Here is an 18,072-nt window from a genome sequence, read left to right on the forward strand (position 1 = left end):
TGAGTTCCAGTGAGTATTCGTCCTTCAAAGGGCAATTCCCATTGTGATTCAGAAAATCGATATATTTCAAAAAATTATAGTTATTTAGGAGAGTGAATGAGTAAAAGTATATTAAATAGCCTGCTCTTTGCTACAGCCATTTCCTGGGCAGGACTGGCCTTATCCGAGGAGGTAGAGGTACAACATACTACTGAGGAAGTTTCGTCACACACTGAAACTGAAGCAGCCGCAGCCACTGAAACAGCGGGTGGCAATGATGCACCAATAAGCGGTATTGGCTGGCGACTAGCCCGAAAAGTAGAAATGGGCAATACCGGCAAATTTATACATATGGTTTTGGTCGAGCCTAAAAGACAAATGGATAAAACCATTTACAGCAATGCAATTACCCGGATATGTGGCAAGGAAGAGGAATTCTGCCGCATTCGTTTCTGGATAGAAGAACGCTTCATCCCGGAAAAAAGTATTCCTACCGGTGAGCAGCTGCAACGGCAGAAAGCCGATTTCCTCATGAACCGCAAGGCAGGCATTCATCGCACCCAGTGGTCCTGTACCGTTGATCATGACAGAAGTGAATGTATGGATTGGTGATTCCCTATCGAAGCGGCTGACTTGTTATGCTATTGAATCCAGATAGCGATATAGCAGCGATTCGATAAACAATCTGGGATTAAGTGGATGGCGCGCCCATCGCCGTGAGGTAATCAGGTCGCGCCACAGAAATGCAAGTACCTCAGGATCGATTTTCGCCGCAATTTCCCGGATTACCGCTTCCTCCTGCAGATAGTAACGAACCTTACCCGTCGCGCGACAACTCATCAAATCAAAGCACCATTTTTGCAACCAGTCCACGATACATAGTAATTCAAACTGCTGCATCTCTTCTGCCACACCAACCACATCCAGGCTCTTCAGTACGCTGAGACGCCGGATGAATATCTGGTACCGCACAAACCAGGGTTCATCAAACTGCAAGGCTAGCAGGGGTGCAAAACCCGACATAGCCAAACGGACTTCCACATGATCCACCTTCTGCTGCCGTAGCCAGTCCTGCGCAACCTGCCGGTCTGGCAGCGGCATGGGAATCTGCTGACAACGGCTGCGAATAGTCGCCAGTAATGACGAAGCATCGTGCGCCACCAGAATGAACACGACATGGGGTGGTGGTTCTTCCAGTTTTTTTAGTAACGCATTGGCAGCTGCGTGATTCATCGCTTCCGCAGGATGAATCAGCACCAGCCTGTCTCGATTCTGGTGGGCGCTAAGATAGACAAAGTCATCCAGTTCACGAATTTGAGCAATCGTAATCTGCTGACTGGGTTTCTTTTTTGATCTGGCGTCTCCACCGCCCTCTTGCACACCACTCGTCTTGCCTTTGTCAGCATGATCCACTGCCTCGGATAACGCTTCTGCTGTTAACAGACGAAAATTAGGATGCTGATTCTGTTCAAACCAGCAACAACTGGTGCAGATTCCACACGCGGCAGCATCCGCATTTACCTGTTCGCATAACATGGCCTTGGCCAGGCTGCGCGCCCAGGCAAACTTTCCGATCCCGGCACGCCCTGTTAGCAGCAAGGCGTGATGCGGACGAGCGCTATTTTGCCTGACCTGCTGCCATAACATGCGCTGCCAGGGATAGATAGCGGTCTGCATCATTGTCCACTTTGTTGCCGGCAAAAAATCTCGATCAGCTCCATCAGATTCTGCCTGACCTGTTCGATTGGAAAGCTTGCATCAATCACGCGGATACGCTGTGAAAACTGCCGTGCTCGTTGCAGATAACCCTGTCGGACACGATCAAAAAACTCATCTGATTCGCGCTCAAAACGATCATAAGTTTTAATCGACTGCACACGCGCTTTACCCATTTCTGCCGGCAGATCAAAATATAACGTCAGATCAGGCGCAACCCCGCCCTGCACCCAATCCTCGAGCAAAACAAGTTTTTGCAGCGACACGCCCCGTCCTGCGCCCTGATAAGCAAAACTGGCATCCATGTAGCGATCAGAGACTACCCAGTCACCGCGCGCCAATGCGGGAAAAATAACTTTATCGAGATGCTCGCGCCGCGCGGCAAACATCAATAAGGTTTCGGTTTCAGCATGCATCGTCTGGCGCTGGTCGAGCAGCAGTTCTCGCAGTCTTTCTCCCAATACCGTTCCGCCTGGCTCACGGGTTACCACTATTGCCAGCCCTTTGCCTCTCAGGAATTGCGCCAGCCACTCAAGGTGGCTGCTTTTCCCCGCACCATCAATGCCTTCGAAGGTAATAAATTTTCCTGGCTGTACCATATCTGGCTCAATTAGAATATCCACCTGATTAACATAACAATATTGTCAACCCCATATGCACATTAACACGGTAGGGTTACTGGTAGAGGCAACACACATACCTTCTCCCAATTGCGACGCGCGCCCGGACGACACCGATATCAGCCTGCTGGTGATTCACCATATCAGCCTGCCACCGGAAGAATTTGGCGGCGATGGTGTGATCGAGTTCTTTACCAATCGGCTTGATCCTGCCGCTCATCCCTATTACCAATCGCTAAAAGGGGTAAGGGTCTCGGCACATTTTTTCATTCGGCGCAGTGGTAAGATCATTCAACTCGTCCCCTGTCTGCTACGCGCCTGGCATGCGGGAGTCTCCTGCTGGCAGGCGCGCGCCTGCTGCAATGATTTTTCAATTGGCATCGAACTGGAAGGCAGTGATAACCAGCCGTTTACACCTGATCAATACTCACAACTGGTCAAATTGACTGCAAGCCTGCTTATCACCTATCCTATCCGCGATATTGCCGGACACGCCACGATTGCACCACAACGTAAAACCGACCCCGGCCCCCATTTTGACTGGCAGGGCTATCGGCAGGCGCTCCTTACCCAACAAATAGCGTGTGATTTGACCGAGCAGAACGCTATCATCATCCATTCACGCTAAACCTGGGTATTCAATCCATTTCTTCCCGGTCAGGAGATTTGCCTTGCCTCAAAGCAGTCAGCTCGTTGATCATCACCTGCCGCTCCCGGTCGATTTCCTGATAGCGCTCATGAATTTCGTTCAGTCGCGCCGAATAATCCTTGATACGAACCAGGCGCTCCTGTTCGCGCTTTTGGACTTCATCATAGTTAAGCATCGCATTTCCCACAATGGGTTGGCTCTGCTGCATGATGATACTATTTTCCTGCAACAGCTCCTGCCGGCGCAGTTCCTGCAACATCTGAAACTGCTGAAACAGATTCTGCTGTTCCTGCTGCAGCATTGATAACGCGGCTTCGACCTCCTGCCTCTGTTTCTGCACATCGTTGGCCGCAGATAACGGCAGCGACAATAACAATAAGCCAATCAATATTAATTTCATGTTTCCTCCAAGAATCTTTATCCTGGAATCAGATATGAATCGCACGCTTGTCCACAGCCAATGCAGATTCATGCAGCACTTCAGATAATGATGGATGCGCGTGTACGATACGCGCCAGATCCTCACTGCAGGCAGAAAACGCTATGGCAGTCACCGCCTCGGCAATCATCTCCGAGACATACGGACCAATCATATGCACGCCCAGAATCCGGTCAGTATGGGCATCTGCCAGCACTTTCACCAGACCAGCTGTTTCTCCGAGTGCGCGAGCGCGGCCATTAGCCATAAACGGAAACTGCCCCGATTTATAGGCAATTCCTGCCGCCTTGAGTGCCTGCTCGGTTTTACCGACCCAGGCAATTTCCGGACTGGTATAAATCACCCACGGTATCGTATCAAAGTCGACTTCCCCAATCGAACTGGTCGATCCATCTCGTTTTGCCGCAATCCGCTCTGCCACCGCTACGCCTTCTTCAGAAGCCTTGTGGGCGAGCATCGGACCTCTGACGACATCTCCGACCGCATACACATCCGGCAGATTCGTCTGACAAAAAACATCGACCTCGATCCGGCCACCGGCATCCAGTTTCAGACCTGCTGCATCTGCACCCAGCCCAGTAGTATTCGCCACCCGACCTACGGCAACAATCAGTTTGTCCACGGACAATTTCTGGCGACTACCTGCCTGATCAAGATACTCAATCTCCACCCGGTTTTTCAGGGACTTGACCGATTGAATCTGCAATCCGATTTGGATATTCAATCCGGTGCCACGAGTTAATACCTTAAAAGCTTCCTTGGCAATCTGCTCATCCGCCGCCGGCAGAAAGTCTGACTGCACCTCAAGCAGAGTGACTTCCGCACCCAGTCTACGCCACACGCTGCCCAGCTCAAGACCAATCACACCCGCACCGATAATGGCGAGCTGTTTGGGTGCGGTCTGCAGCGCGAGCGCACCGGCGTTATCGAAAATATTGATATTATCCACTGGTGCCATTTCCAGCGAACGCGGCGATGAACCCGTTGCGATGATAACGTGCCTCGCTCGGAGAGTTTTTGCATCCTGCTCATCCGTCACTTCGATTTCCCACACATTCGCGTCTTGCGGACGTTTCCGCAACATGCCACGGCCATGCACGCTAGTGACCTTATTCTTCTTGAACAGCATGCCGATGCCGCTGGTAAATGCTTTGACGATTTTATCCTTGCGCGCAATCATCGCGGGGACATCAACGGTAATACCTTCTATCTTGATGCCATGTTCGGCAAACTTGTGGTTAGCCCGTTCCAGATTCTCGGAGGATTCCAGCAGTGCTTTGGACGGAATACAACCCACATTGAGACAGGTGCCACCCAGGCTAGGCTTTTGCTGCTCATTTTTCCAATCATCAATACAAACGGTATCCAGTCCCAATTGCGCACAGCGGATGGCTGCTACATAACCCCCCGGGCCTGCACCAATCACCGCCACATCAAAAATTTTATCCATATCTGTTTATCCTAATAGTGTTGACCAAGTCTATTGATAGCATCAACTGCATTGGCAAATTGCGGAATATCCCGCAGTTGCTTCAGGGAATGACCTTCCCGGTGGCCACGCATCCGTGCCAGTCTTGCCATACTGATCGAGGAAACTTCCCATGACAAACCATCCAGCAACTGGTCTGACGCCACAGTATCGTTGCATACCAATACCATGTCACAGCCTGCCCGCAACGCCAGGCTGGCGCGCGCCAGCATATCCCCATAACTGCCGGTTGCACGCATGCTCAGATCATCACTGAACAGACAGCCTTCAAAGCCAAGCTCATGCCGCAATATCTCCTGCTGCCATTTGCGGGAGAACCCGGCGGGATAGTGATCTACCGCAGAATAAATAACATGCGCCGCCATGATGCCACCTAGTCCAAAATCAATCATGCGCTGAAATGGCAGCAGATCCTCTATCTGAATATCAACAAAATCACGGGTATCGACTGCAATTTCCACATGTGTATCTGCTGCAATCGCACCATGCCCGGGAAAATGCTTGCCGACCGCCACCATACCTGCCTGGCGCATACCCAGCATCAGCTCGTGCGCAAGTTCCGCTACGGCCTGCGGATTACGATGCGGGGATCGGTCCCCGATGACGCAACCCAGACCATAATCGAGATCCAGCACGGGTGTGAAGCTGATATCAACCCCACACGCCTTTAATTCTGCTGCCAGCACATAACCCACTTGCCAGGCCAGCCGACGAGCATGTTGCGGATTATCGTTCCAGCACTCACCTAATCTACGCATAGCAGGCAAGCGCGTGAATCCACTCTGGAAACGTTGCACCCGGCCCCCTTCCTGATCAACAGCAATCAGCAGGGGCGGCTCTCGCAATGCACGAATTTCTGCCGTTAGCTGACAAAGTTGCTCAGGTGATACAAAATTACGGGAAAACAGGATGATTCCACCTGTCAGGGGATGCAGCAATCTTTCCCGGTCCTCTGCCGACAGACTTGTACCCGCCACATCGAGCATGATGACACCTCTCGACATGTCTATTTTTCCAGAATAACGAAAGCGCTTGCCATAGTTAATTCGTCAGTGATCGACAGGTGGTGCGCAATAATTCCCTCGTGACTAACCCATTCCGTCAATGCCTCGCCAAACTGAAAATACGGTTTTCCGTGTGGGTCGTGCAGTACCGTGATATTACTGAAACTAACCGGCGCGCGCAGCCCGGTGCCTGCTGCCTTGGCAAAAGCTTCCTTGGCGGCAAAACGTTTGGCGACAAACACTGCGGGGTTGGCATGATTCAGAAAATCCGGCCATTCAGCCTCGGCCAGCACCCGCCTGGCAAACGCCTCTCCGTGGCGCTCCAGCGAATGGGCAATACGAACAGGGTCGACCAGATCGGTGCCAATACCGTAGATCATGCGCTTGCCTGACCGATCAGCGCTTTCATTTCGCGCACCGCCTGGGCAAAGCCGACAAAAAGCGCACGCGCCACAATAGCGTGTCCGATATTAAGCTCGGAAATACCATTGAGCCTGGCTATGGGTTCGGTATTCTGATAGTGCAATCCATGTCCGGCATTGACTTGCAGACCACGTTCGAGACCATACTTGACCATTGCCTTGATAGCTTCCAGTTCGGCCTGCTGTTCAGCACTGCTTCCGGCATCGGCAAAACGGCCGGTATGAAGTTCGACTGCCGGTGCTCCCGCCTGGACAGCCGCATCGATCTGCTGGGGCTGCGCATCGATAAATAACGAAACACGTGTGCCAGTCTGCGCCAATCGGTCGCAGGCTGCCTTGATCGAATCAAAATGACGCACGACATCCAATCCGCCCTCGGTAGTCAGCTCCTCGCGCCGCTCGGGAACCAGACAGACATCCTGCGGCTTGATGCGGCAGGCGAAATCGATCATTTCTCGAGTCACCGCGCTTTCAAGATTCATACGGGTAGTCAAACGCTCCCGTAGTATTTCGACATCTCTATCCTGAATATGGCGACGATCTTCACGCAAATGCAACGTAATGGCATCCGCGCCAGCTGTCTCAGCGATCAAGGCTGCTTCCACCGGGTCAGGATAAATGGTGCCGCGTGCCTGACGCACGGTGGCGATATGATCAATATTGACGCCCAACGTAATCATGATGGTGATTTGTCCTCCTGAAGTGGCTGGTCTTTATAGCCCCTGTTTTACTGCTCTTGTCATTCGTAACCCAAATTCTTCAGCATATTGCCATCCTCAGCCCAGCCAGTCTTCACCTTGACCCAGACTTCCAGATATACCTTGCCACCAAATAACGCCTCCATATCCTTGCGCGCCTGGGTTGCCATCTCTTTCATTTTTTTCCCCTGCTTACCAATAATGATGGCTTTCTGATTGGGGCGGTCTACCAGAATACAGGCATGAATACGCCGTAAATTTCCTTCAACTGTAAATTGTTCAATGTTAACACTGACAGAATAGGGAATTTCCTGCCCAATCTGACGGAAAATTTTTTCACGCAATAACTCAGCAGCCAGAAAACGCTCGCTGCGATCCGTTATATCATCCGCACCAAACATCGGCGGGCTGATCGGCAAATAATTACGGATGGCTTCTATCAATACAGGAAGCGACTCATTTTGTAGCGCGCTCACTGGAATCATCTCTGCAAAATGAAACCTGCCTGCCATTTCTTGCAGAAAGGGAAGCAGTTGTTGCTTATCCACCAGCAAATCAATTTTATTGATGACCAGCACGACCGGCCGGTCGGTTGGCAGGCGCTCAAGGACCACTTCATCCTGCCGATCAAATTTACCTGCTTCGATAACGAATATGATGACATCAACACCATGCAAGGTTTGCATGACCACCCGGTTCATCGCCTGATTGAGTTCATTACGATAACGCATCTGAAAACCCGGAGTATCAACAAAAATAAATTGTGATTGCGTATCCGTCAAAATCCCGTGAATGCGATGGCGGGTAGTCTGCGGCTTTCTGGAGGTGATACTGATTTTTTGCTTAATCAGATGATTCAGTAATGTCGACTTACCCACATTGGGGCGCCCCACAATGGAGATATAACCGGTTTTAAATTCAGCCGTATTCATGGCGATAGAGACCCCAAGGAAACAAAATAAGAGACGCCAGAGAAGGTGGATAAAACATCATAGGATGTCTCTAAAATTCAGAGCTAAACAAGAAACGATCAAGTTGTCTACCTGTCGCTGCGGGTTATCTTCGCATAAGCTTGCTGCGCGGCTTCCTGTTCAGCGCGGCGGCGACTGGTTCCCTCACCCTGCGTGAGAATGGCCAGTTTCTCGACCATACATTCAACCCGAAACGTTTGTGCGTGTGCTTCACCCGCAATGGATATCACCCTGTATTGCGGTAAATCTATTTTTCGATGCTGCAGATACTCCTGCAGCAGTGTTTTAGCGTCCTTACCAGACGCATCGATATCCAGATCATTGACCAGTGTGCCATACAGTCTGGCAATAAGACGCTCAACTTCCTGAAATCCACTTTCAAGATAAACCGCGCCAATGATGGCTTCCAGCGCATCAGCCAGAATGGATGGGCGACGATGTCCCCCACTTTTACGTTCACCATCACCCAGCAGGATCAACTCACCCAATCCCACACCAGAGGCCAATGAATACAAGGCATCCTGGTTGACAAAGTTGGCCCGTGTTCTGGTCAGATCACCTTCCGGTAATTGGGGGAAACGTTTGAACAATAAGGCAGAGACAGCACAATTTAATAAACTATCACCAAGGAATTCAAGCCGTTCGTTATGAGGCAGTCCAAAACTACGATGCGTCAGCGCTTCCCGGAATAAATCAGGCTGTTTGAAAGTGTAGCCGATTCTGTCAAAAAATATCAGGTGCGGTGGTGTCTGCAGAATGGCATCCATGCTCCGCGCCGACAATTTGCGCATTCCAGTCAATGACTGGATGCCTCAAAGTCAATCAATAGCGAAATGTTGGCAAACAGCGGTTTTTTGACCGTATAACTGGCACGCATCACCACCTGATTATTCTGTTTTTCAATTACCAGATCTTTACCCGTAACAGACTTGATATCATCTATGCTCGCACGTTTGTTAAACCCCTGACGCAATGCGCTGATACCTGCCTCCTTCAGAGCAGGATCACTGACCGTGGCGACCATTGCCCGCTTGACTGCTGCAAATTCAATATAGGCCGGGATCAGACGCATACCGAAAATTGTAATCACGATAATCACGACCGACCATAGCAGCAACCCTGTCAGAGTCACTCCATGTTGCCTGCTTTTGAGCTGTGGAATATCCTGGCGCATCATGCTATCTCCTGATTAATTGACAAACAGATCGTCAAATTGACGTACCAATTCTGCTCAGATCACTGAAATTCCACCAGATGAGGAAAGCCTTACCAATAATATTGCTCTCCGGAACAAACCCCCAATACCGACTATCACTGCTGCCGTCACGGTTATCACCTAAGGTAAAGTAATTTCCTGCGGGTACTTCGCAGGCAAAGCCAGCGTGATCAAACTGGCAATTTTCCCGCTGCGGAAAATAATGGACGGCAGATAATTGTATTGCAGGCATTTCCTGGTTGATCAGGATATGGTATTCCCGATCCTCTATTTTCTCGCTGAATTTCTGCGTATAAATATAGGCCAATCCGGACTCGACATACTTGTAATCACCATTCAGCTCGAGCTTGACGGGTTTTCCGTTGACGCTCAGTTGTTTGTTACGATACTCAATTTTATCGCCCGGCACACCAACGATACGTTTAATGTAATCAATGGAAGGATCTTCCGGAAACCGGAATACCAGCACATCCCCACGGACGGGTTCATTCAAATCGACAATTTTACGATTGATGACGGGGAGCCTGATGCCATAGGTAAACTTGTTAACCAAAATGAAATCTCCCACCAGCAAAGTAGGAATCATTGACCCGGATGGTATCTTGAACGGTTCAACCAGAAATGACCGCAGGCAGAACACGATTAGAATCACGGGAAAAAAACTGACGGGGTATTCGATCCACCACGGTTCCACTTCTTCGGGATTACGCTTGGGTTTTAACCAGAAATGATTCAGCGTCCAGATCCCGCCTGTCACCACCAGCAACACAAGTAAGACTAAAGGAAAATTCATAATGTATTTCTACTTGATTCTGAAAATTTAACCAACAATTAAGGTATGGGTATTATTTATTATCCGTCTGCAAAATAGCCAGAAATGCTGACTGGGGGATATCCACATTACCCACTCGCTTCATCCGTTTTTTACCTGCCTTCTGTTTTTCAAGCAATTTTCGTTTGCGCGTGATGTCGCCTCCATAACATTTGGCCAGCACATTTTTACGCATTGCTTTGACATTTTCACGCGCAATGATATGCGCTCCAATTGCCGCCTGCACGGCAATATCAAACATTTGCCTGGGAATGAGTTCCCGCATTTTTTGCGCCAGCTCACGCCCTCTTGACTGGCTACTGACACGATGCACAATCAGAGATAAGGCATCCACTTTTTCATTGTTAATCAAGATATCGAGTTTAACCAGATCGGCAGACCGGAATTCAAGGAATTCGTAATCCAGAGAAGCATAACCACGACTCACGGATTTTAACCGGTTGAAAAAATCCATGACAACTTCATTCAGCGGCAATTCAAAAACCAGCATCACTTGCCTGCCCATATATTGCATATTCTTTTGGACACCACGTTTACCAACACACAATGTAATGACCGCGCCCAGATACTCCTCGGGCACCAGAATAGTCGCCGTGATGACGGGTTCACGTATTTCGGCAATAGAAGAAACGTCGGGCAACCTGGAAGGATTTTCAATTTTGACCACATTACCATCCCGCATGACTACCTCATAAATCACCGTTGGTGCCGTGGTGATGAGGTCCATATCATATTCCCGCTCGAGCCGCTCCTGCACAATGTCCAGATGAAGCAACCCCAGAAAGCCGCAACGAAAACCAAACCCCAGCGCCTGCGAAGTTTCGGGTTCAAATTGCAGGGAGGAATCGTTGAGCTGCAGTTTTTCCAGCGCCGAACGTAACGCATCGTACTGATTGGATTCAACGGGATACAATCCGGCAAACACTTGCGGTTTGATTTCCATGAATCCGGTCAGCGCTTCAGAGGCAGAACGATCAAACAGGGTTACGGTATCACCCACTTTCGCCGATTTCAAATCTTTGATGCCCGCGATGATAAAACCCACTTCACCTGCGCTCAAGGAAGAACGGTCTACCGCTTTGGGCTGAAAAATACCGACCCGCTCGCACAGATGGGTGGTTTGGCTGTGTATCAGTCGGATTTTGTCTCCGGTATGGAGCACCCCGTCCACCACCCTCAACAACATGACGACGCCCACATAATTATCAAACCACGAATCGATAATCAATGCCTTCAGTGGCGCATCAATGTTACCTTTTGGCGGCGGCACTTTAGCGACGACTGTTTCCAGCAAGTCTTCCAGTCCCTCACCGGTTTTGGCGCTGATACGCACGGCATCAGTAGCATCAATACCAATCACATCCTCAATCTCGGTCACTACCCGGTCTGGATCAGCCGCCGGCAAATCAATTTTATTCAGTACCGGAATGACTTCGACCCCGAGTTCCGTTGCGGTATAACAATTGGCAACCGTTTGCGCCTCCACTCCCTGAGAGGCATCCACCACCAGTAATGCCCCTTCGCAGGCAGATAGCGAGCGGGAAACCTCATAGGAAAAATCAACATGCCCAGGGGTGTCAATCAGATTGAACAGATAACTATTACCATCACGAGCCTGGTAAGTCAGCGCAACGGTTTGCGCCTTGATCGTGATACCGCGTTCACGCTCCAGATCCATGGAATCAAGCACCTGTTCTTCCATCTCACGCTCGGATAAACCACCACAATATTGAATAATACGATCGGCAAGCGTGGATTTGCCATGATCAATGTGAGCAATGATTGAAAAATTACGAATAGACTGCATTAGCCATTCCCGGAAAAGCGTAAATAAACGTTACAACTACGCAAAAAAAGAGGGGATTGTATACAATCCTGATGAAGTTGACATGAGCCATGGATGGCTTACTCATTCATGCGGGCGCGCCATTCCCGGAAGCAGTGTATCAATCCAGTAGTTGATGCATCATGCTCTACAGAAGACTGTCCGTTTGTTAACTCAGAAAGTATAGTATTGGCAAGTTGCTTACCAAGCTCCACCCCCCATTGATCAAAGGGATTTATATTCCAGATCACACTTTGCACAAAAACCTTGTGTTCATAAAGCGCAATCAGCGCTCCCAGCGTAGCCGGATCCAGTTTTTTAAAAAAAATGGACGTTGTCCCCCGATTACCGGGAAAAAATCGATGCGGCAATAGCTGTTCGATACGCTGTTGTGAATTACCAGCCGCCTCCAGCTCAGTAAGCACGGTCTGAGTGTCTTTGCCGCACATCAGCGCTTCGGTTTGGGCAAGAAAATTTGCCAGTAGCATCGTGTGATGATGTTGCAGCGGATGCTGCGCGTTACTCGGTGCCAGAAAATCTGCATTAAAGACCTGGGTACCCTGGTGCAGTAGCTGATAGAACGCATGCTGGCCGTTGGTGCCGGATTCTCCCCAGACGATAACGCCCGTACTGTAATCCACTGCTTCACCATCACGGGTAACACGTTTGCCACAGCTCTCCATTTCCAATTGCTGCAGATATGCCGGAAGGCGATGCAGGGACTGATCATAGGGCAGAATAGCGTGACTTTTAGCCTGACAAAAATTGATCTGCCAGATGCCGATCAATCCCAACAGGACCGGTAAATTATCTTCCGGCGGCGTATTGAGGAAGTGCTGATCCATGTCACGTGCACCCGCCAGAAGCTCACAAAAGTTATTCATTCCGATTGCCAGCGCAATGGGCAACCCAATGGCCGACCATAACGAATAGCGCCCTCCGACCCAGTCCCAGAAAGTAAACATGTTTTCGGCAGCGATCCCGAATTGCTGCACTGCGGCAAGATTAGTGGAGACCGCCACGAAATGACGGGCAATTGCTGCTTCGTTACCCCCCTTTTCCAGAAACCAGGCGCGTACGGAATGTGCGTTGGTGAGCGTTTCCTGGGTGGTGAATGTCTTGGATGCGATAATGAACAGCGTCGTGGCCGGATCGAGATTTCGCAACACTCCGGTCAATTGGGCGCCATCAATATTCGAAACAAAATGTACCTTCAGTTGCGGCAGACAATAGGGCTTCAGCGCTTCTGTAACCATCACCGGACCGAGATCAGAACCCCCGATACCGATATTGACAACATCGACAATCGGCAGGCCAGAGTAGCCGCGATGAGTATGGTTATGAATGGCGGCAACGAATCCTGCCATCTGCTGCAAAACCGCGTTGACCTCTGGCATAACATCTACACCATCGAAATAGACTGGCGTATCAGCACGCAACGCAATATGCAGTGCTGCACGGTTTTCGGTGGTATTGATCCGGTCGCCGGAAAACATCCGCCTGATCCAGTCCTGCAGATTTTGCTGGCGCGCCAACGCAAGTAAACAAGTAAGTGTCGTTTCATCCAGCAGCTGCTTGCTGAAATCAAGGAGTATCGTGTCAAGTTGCCTGGAAAATTTCACAAAACGCTGTGAATCCTGATCAAAAAGTGAAGAGATCGGCTGATTTATGATCTGCGCGTGGTGCGCCGCCAGCGCAATCCAGGCAGGAGATTCAGTCAAAGTGGACATGTATTTTCAGAAATCATATTTTCAAATTCAGAGGCGTTCGAATATCGCGGCAATACCCTGACCACCACCAATACATAATGTAACCAACGCATACCGGCCACGACAACGATGCAGCTCATGAATAGCTTTGACTGACAAAATACACCCGGTCGCGCCAACCGGATGCCCCAGTGCCACGGCACCACCATTGGGATTGGTCTTTTGTGGATCGAAATCCAGTTCTTGCGCAACCGCATAAGCCTGGACAGCGAAGGCTTCATTAGATTCGATGACATCCATATCTTCGACTCGCAAGCCAGCCCGTTGCATCGCTTGCCTGACCGCCGGTACCGGGCCAATTCCCATAAAAGCCGGATCAACTCCTGCATGACCATACGCAACCAGTCGCGCAAGCGGTATCAGTTCGCCCTGCCTCTCAGCCGCACCACTTTCCATGAGTATCAGCGCCGCAGCAGCATCATTGATACCGGAAGCGTTTCCAGCAGTTACGGTACCGTTCTCAATAAAGGCCGAGGGCAATTTTGCGAGTGCGTCAAGACTGGTCTGACGAGGGTGCTCATCCGTCACAAATGACCGGTTACCGTTACGGTCTGTCATTTCGACGGGAACAATCTGGTCACGAAAATAACCTTGATCAATGGCATGCCGTGCGCGCCGGTGACTTTCCAGCGCAAACTGATCCTGCTGCTCACGAGTGATTTTCCATTTCCTTGCAATATTCTCTGCCGTCACTCCCATATGCACATGATCGAAGGGGTCAGTCAATGCAGCGACCATCATATCCATCGCCACTGCATCCCGCATTCGCTGTCCCCAGCGCAGCGAAGGCAACAGATACCCTCCGCGACTCATGGATTCAACACCTACGGCGACAGCTGCTTTGGTGTCACCCAGCATAATACTCTGGGCGGCAGAAATAATGGCCTGCAGGCCACTGCCACAAATCCGGTTAAGTGTCAGTGCAGCAGCCGATTGCATCAACCCCGCCTCAATAGCAATTGCGCGAGCCAAATAGAGATCACGAGACTCAGTTGGAATGACATGACCCGCAAAACAGTGCCCAATTGTCGCTGGATCAATCCCGGAACGGGAAATCGCCGCTTTGACAACCAGGCTCGCAAGCGTTATTGGAGAACACTCCTTGAGTGCACCACCAAAATCACCAATGGCAGTTCTGACGCCACTCAGGACGACAACATCAGCCACAGCACGGCGCATAATCAGAGCACGTAACGCGCCAGATCCTCACTCCGGGATAATTCTCCCAGGCGCGCATCAACGAGCGCGGCATCAATTGTCAGGCTTGTATTTTCGTGGCGTGTCGCATTAAAAGAGATATCTTCCAGCAGCTTTTCCAGCACGGTATGTAATCGTCGCGCACCGATATTTTCAGTTTTTTCATTGACTATCGAAGCAATTTCAGCCAATCGTCGGATAGCCTCATCCGTAAACTTAAGCTCGACCCCTTCAGTTTTCAATAGCGCCTGATACTGCCTGATCAGGCAGGCATCGGTATTGGTGAGAATTTGCTCAAAATCACTGGCGCTGAGGCTATCAAGTTCGACCCGGATTGGGAAACGACCCTGCAGCTCAGGAATCAGATCGGATGGTTTGGCAATATGAAATGCGCCGCTGGCAATAAACAAAACGTGATCCGTGCGGATCATTCCATATTTGGTTGAAACCGTCGTGCCTTCCACTAGTGGCAGCAAATCCCGCTGCACTCCCTGCCGGGAAACATCCGATCCAGACACCTCTGAACGACTGGTGATTTTGTCGATTTCATCCAGAAAAACGATACCGTTTTGCTCTACATTCTGTACCGCTTTGACTTTCAGCTCCTCGTCATTGATCAACCGGCTCGCTTCCTCTTCAGTAAGCAGTTTTCTGGCCTCGCGGATAGACAGTTGACGAGATTTTTTTTTGCCTGTCCCCAGGTTCTGAAACATACCCTGAATTTGGGTGGTCAACTCCTCCATGCCAGGAGGGGCAAAGATTTCCATACTGGCCTGAGACATGGCAACTTCAATTTCAATGTCTTTATCATCGAGGTCACCTTCACGCAATTTTTTGCGGAATTTTTGCCTGGTCGTATTGTGCTCTTCATGCTGCTCGGATTGGGTGCCGCCAGTATCGCGTGCGGCTGGTAATAGAATATCAAGAATACGTTCTTCCGCCCGATCTTCTGCCAGTGGTCGATTACGCTTGATCTCAAGCTCGCGCGCCTGCTTGATAGCGGATTCAACCAGATCACGAATGATTGAATCGACATCACGTCCAACATAACCTACTTCCGTAAATTTGGTTGCTTCGATCTTGATGAATGGCGCATCGGCGAGCTTTGCCAGTCGCCGGGCAATCTCGGTTTTACCCACACCGGTTGGACCGATCATCAGAATATTTTTGGGAGTAATCTCCTGACGCAACGGCTCATCGATCTGTTGTCGACGCCAGCGGTTGCGCAGCGCGATTGCCACAGCACGTTTGGCTGCCTCCTGTCCAATAATGTGTTTGTTGAGTTCATGCACAATTTCTTGTGGCGTCATTTGGGTCATGATGTTTATTCCTGGCGCTGGATACAATAAGGTTTAAGGTACTTCCAAAAATCCAGATTTCTGAATAAGATTTTTAGGAATACCCTCAGTCGAGCTGCTCAATCACATGTGATTGATTGGTATAAATGCAAATATCTGCGGCAATGGTCAGTGCCTGACTAACAATCTCCCGGGCACCCAGATCGGTATTTTCGAGTAAGGCGCGCGCAGCCGCCTGAGCATAGGCACCCCCACTGCCGATTGCTGCCAGTCCATGCTCAGGTTCGATCACATCACCTGCACCCGTAATAATCAGGGTAGCCTCACGATCTGCCACCACCAGCATGGCTTCCAGGCGACGCAACATCCGGTCGGTACGCCAGTCCTTGGCGAGCTCAACTGCCGAACGCAACAAATGCCCCTGGTGTTTCTCCAGTTTGCTTTCAAAGCGTTCGAACAAAGTAAACGCATCCGCTGTTCCACCCGCAAACCCGGCCAGTACTTTTTCGTGGTACAGTCTGCGCACCTTGCGAGCCGTTGCCTTGGCAACCACCGCACCCAGTGTCACCTGGCCGTCCCCGCCCAGTGCAACCTGTTCACCACGCCGCACAGATACGATCGTTGTCATGATTTTTAATCCTGATGAAAAAAGAAATAACTATTTTTAGTGATCAGCGAATTCATGCGTTATCTCCACTTACCGGAAGACAGCAAAACGCAGACCATCACATCAAAGCTAGCAGAATTGTGATAAACGGCCAACATTGATAATTTCTTCTCCATACTTTCCCTGTGCCATTTCGCGCAGCGCAATAACGGTTGGTTTGTCATTGGATTCTTCAATCATGGGGGTGGATCCAACCGAAATTTGTCTTGCTCTCGCTGTTGCAGCAAGCGTCATATTGAATCGGTTGGGTATTCTTTCAAGACAATCATCTACAGTAATTCTTGCCATTATTAATTCGCTCCGGTCTGGGTAATTTTTGAAAAGTGTGAACAAATCTGGTTTAACAAGAATACGCACTCAATATGGCATCTTGCCAAACATTGCTGGAAATATCCCTAGGGTTATAGCACTAAATCAGGCAAACTGCGCAATCAATTCACGCTGCCTGGCAAGTTGCCTGATTACCTTGAGTCTCTCCGCACGCACAACACAAGCGATCTCCTGAACGGTTTCCTGCAGGTCCTGATTGACTACCAGGTAGTCGTATTTGTGTACATGGCTAACCTCCTCACGAGCTGCAAGCAATCGGCGTTCAATGACCTTATTTTCATCCATGCCACGTTGTTTAAGGCGTTGTTTCAATGTTTCCAGTGAAGGTGGCAGAATAAAAATGGACAGGGCTTGTGGATATAATTCACGCACCTGCAGCGCTCCCTGACAATCTATTTCTAATAAAACATCCTTGCCTGCCGCCATTTTTTCTTCAATCCAGCTACGGGAAGTACCATAAAAATTACCATATACCTCGGCACTTTCGAGAAAATCCCCCTGCTTCGACATCTCTTGAAAACGCGCACGATCCACAAAAAAATAATCACGGCCATCTGCTTCATTTTGTCGTGGTGGGCGTGTGGTATGCGATACAGAGAGATTGATATTGGAATCCACCTGCAATAACGAGCTGACAATGCTGGTTTTACCTGTACCAGAAGGTGCGCTGACGACAATTAGAAAACTCATTGACGGATTATATTTTATTTGGCTTGTTGGTTGATCGGGAAATTTTACCAGAATTCATGGTTTTGACGCCAACGCAGCTTGAGCAGAGTCGAGGATTGCCAATGTTATAATTGCGGGATTTGGTAGCGCTGACAGAACACGCCAGAAAAACTGTCAGTCTGTTTTTGTTTTGTAATAGCCAAAAGTGAATTAAGGAACCTCTGAATAACTGTCATTTCGAGCATGGCGAGAAATCTATATTGTTGATTGCCAAAGATTCCT

General features: G+C 49.7%; 20 protein-coding genes. 2 read left to right on the plus strand and 18 right to left on the minus strand.

Translation table 11 applies throughout. The features are described 5' to 3' along the window. Window positions 1-96 precede the first annotated feature (96 nt). A complete protein-coding gene (locus tag IPG31_04840; GenBank protein ID MBK6617713.1) occupies window positions 97-591 on the plus strand; it encodes a hypothetical protein in 495 nt (164 codons plus the stop codon). A gap of 24 nt (window positions 592-615) precedes the next feature. Here IPG31_04840 and holB read toward each other — a convergent pair whose 3' ends face one another. Further along, on the minus strand, window positions 616-1,659 hold the full coding sequence (gene holB, locus IPG31_04845; GenBank protein MBK6617714.1) for a DNA polymerase III subunit delta': 1,044 nt from the start codon (window positions 1,657-1,659) through the stop codon (window positions 616-618). Next, window positions 1,656-2,294 carry a dTMP kinase gene (locus IPG31_04850; protein ID MBK6617715.1) on the minus strand — a complete coding sequence of 213 codons (639 nt, stop codon included), beginning with the start codon at window positions 2,292-2,294 and terminating at the stop codon, window positions 1,656-1,658. The genes holB and IPG31_04850 overlap by 4 nt, the downstream gene beginning before the upstream one ends. A gap of 55 nt (window positions 2,295-2,349) precedes the next feature. Between IPG31_04850 and ampD the strand changes: the two genes are divergently transcribed. Continuing rightward, window positions 2,350-2,943, plus strand: coding sequence for a 1,6-anhydro-N-acetylmuramyl-L-alanine amidase AmpD (gene ampD, locus IPG31_04855; GenBank protein MBK6617716.1), 594 nt, complete (start codon window positions 2,350-2,352; stop codon window positions 2,941-2,943). 10 nt (window positions 2,944-2,953) lie between these two features. On the opposite strand, the gene IPG31_04860 is transcribed toward ampD, so the two are convergent. The 16 genes from IPG31_04860 to gmk all read right to left on the minus strand — a co-directional run bounded on the left by IPG31_04860 (window position 2,954) and on the right by gmk (window position 17,811). After that, complete coding sequence (locus IPG31_04860; GenBank protein MBK6617717.1) at window positions 2,954-3,364, minus strand: hypothetical protein; 411 nt, start codon at window positions 3,362-3,364, stop codon at window positions 2,954-2,956. 28 nt (window positions 3,365-3,392) lie between these two features. After that, a complete protein-coding gene (lpdA, locus tag IPG31_04865; protein ID MBK6617718.1) occupies window positions 3,393-4,853 on the minus strand; it encodes a dihydrolipoyl dehydrogenase in 1,461 nt (486 codons plus the stop codon). An 11-nt stretch (window positions 4,854-4,864) separates the two neighbouring features. Next, complete coding sequence (gene nagZ, locus IPG31_04870) at window positions 4,865-5,896, minus strand: beta-N-acetylhexosaminidase (protein ID MBK6617719.1); 1,032 nt, start codon at window positions 5,894-5,896, stop codon at window positions 4,865-4,867. 2 nt (window positions 5,897-5,898) lie between these two features. Then, window positions 5,899-6,276, minus strand: a complete 378-nt coding sequence (locus IPG31_04875) for a holo-ACP synthase (GenBank protein ID MBK6617720.1) — start codon at window positions 6,274-6,276, stop codon at window positions 5,899-5,901. Further along, entirely contained in the window at window positions 6,273-6,998 is a 726-nt protein-coding gene (pdxJ, locus tag IPG31_04880; GenBank protein ID MBK6617721.1) for a pyridoxine 5'-phosphate synthase, read from the minus strand. Before pdxJ ends, IPG31_04875 begins: the two co-directional genes overlap by 4 nt. A gap of 59 nt (window positions 6,999-7,057) precedes the next feature. Then, window positions 7,058-7,948 (minus strand): GTPase Era, encoded by an 891-nt coding sequence (gene era, locus IPG31_04885; protein MBK6617722.1) that lies wholly within the window; start codon window positions 7,946-7,948, stop codon window positions 7,058-7,060. Window positions 7,949-8,055: 107 nt separating this feature from the next. Continuing rightward, window positions 8,056-8,754, minus strand: coding sequence for a ribonuclease III (gene rnc, locus IPG31_04890; GenBank protein ID MBK6617723.1), 699 nt, complete (start codon window positions 8,752-8,754; stop codon window positions 8,056-8,058). Window positions 8,755-8,783: 29 nt separating this feature from the next. Then, window positions 8,784-9,161 carry a DUF4845 domain-containing protein gene (locus tag IPG31_04895; protein MBK6617724.1) on the minus strand — a complete coding sequence of 126 codons (378 nt, stop codon included), beginning with the start codon at window positions 9,159-9,161 and terminating at the stop codon, window positions 8,784-8,786. Between the two features lie 34 nt (window positions 9,162-9,195). Then, the gene (gene lepB, locus IPG31_04900) at window positions 9,196-9,996 is read right to left on the minus strand and encodes a signal peptidase I (GenBank protein MBK6617725.1); all 801 of its coding nucleotides are present in this window, start codon (window positions 9,994-9,996) and stop codon (window positions 9,196-9,198) included. 52 nt (window positions 9,997-10,048) lie between these two features. Next, window positions 10,049-11,842 (minus strand): elongation factor 4, encoded by a 1,794-nt coding sequence (gene lepA, locus IPG31_04905; GenBank protein ID MBK6617726.1) that lies wholly within the window; start codon window positions 11,840-11,842, stop codon window positions 10,049-10,051. Window positions 11,843-11,940: 98 nt separating this feature from the next. Then, a complete protein-coding gene (gene pgi / locus IPG31_04910; protein ID MBK6617727.1) occupies window positions 11,941-13,590 on the minus strand; it encodes a glucose-6-phosphate isomerase in 1,650 nt (549 codons plus the stop codon). 27 nt (window positions 13,591-13,617) lie between these two features. Next, window positions 13,618-14,808 (minus strand): acetyl-CoA C-acyltransferase family protein, encoded by a 1,191-nt coding sequence (locus IPG31_04915; GenBank protein ID MBK6617728.1) that lies wholly within the window; start codon window positions 14,806-14,808, stop codon window positions 13,618-13,620. Between the two features lie 2 nt (window positions 14,809-14,810). Further along, window positions 14,811-16,145, minus strand: a complete 1,335-nt coding sequence (gene hslU, locus IPG31_04920; GenBank protein ID MBK6617729.1) for an ATP-dependent protease ATPase subunit HslU — start codon at window positions 16,143-16,145, stop codon at window positions 14,811-14,813. Between the two features lie 85 nt (window positions 16,146-16,230). Further along, window positions 16,231-16,752: an ATP-dependent protease subunit HslV gene (gene hslV, locus IPG31_04925; protein MBK6617730.1), complete on the minus strand. Its 522-nt coding sequence runs from the start codon at window positions 16,750-16,752 to the stop codon at window positions 16,231-16,233. 108 nt (window positions 16,753-16,860) lie between these two features. Beyond that, the gene (locus IPG31_04930) at window positions 16,861-17,079 is read right to left on the minus strand and encodes a DNA-directed RNA polymerase subunit omega (GenBank protein MBK6617731.1); all 219 of its coding nucleotides are present in this window, start codon (window positions 17,077-17,079) and stop codon (window positions 16,861-16,863) included. A gap of 126 nt (window positions 17,080-17,205) precedes the next feature. Then, the gene (gene gmk, locus IPG31_04935) at window positions 17,206-17,811 is read right to left on the minus strand and encodes a guanylate kinase (GenBank protein ID MBK6617732.1); all 606 of its coding nucleotides are present in this window, start codon (window positions 17,809-17,811) and stop codon (window positions 17,206-17,208) included. Window positions 17,812-18,072 lie beyond the last annotated feature (261 nt).

Source organism: Nitrosomonas sp. (assembly GCA_016703745.1).
In the GTDB taxonomy this organism is placed as follows: domain Bacteria; phylum Pseudomonadota; class Gammaproteobacteria; order Burkholderiales; family Nitrosomonadaceae; genus Nitrosomonas.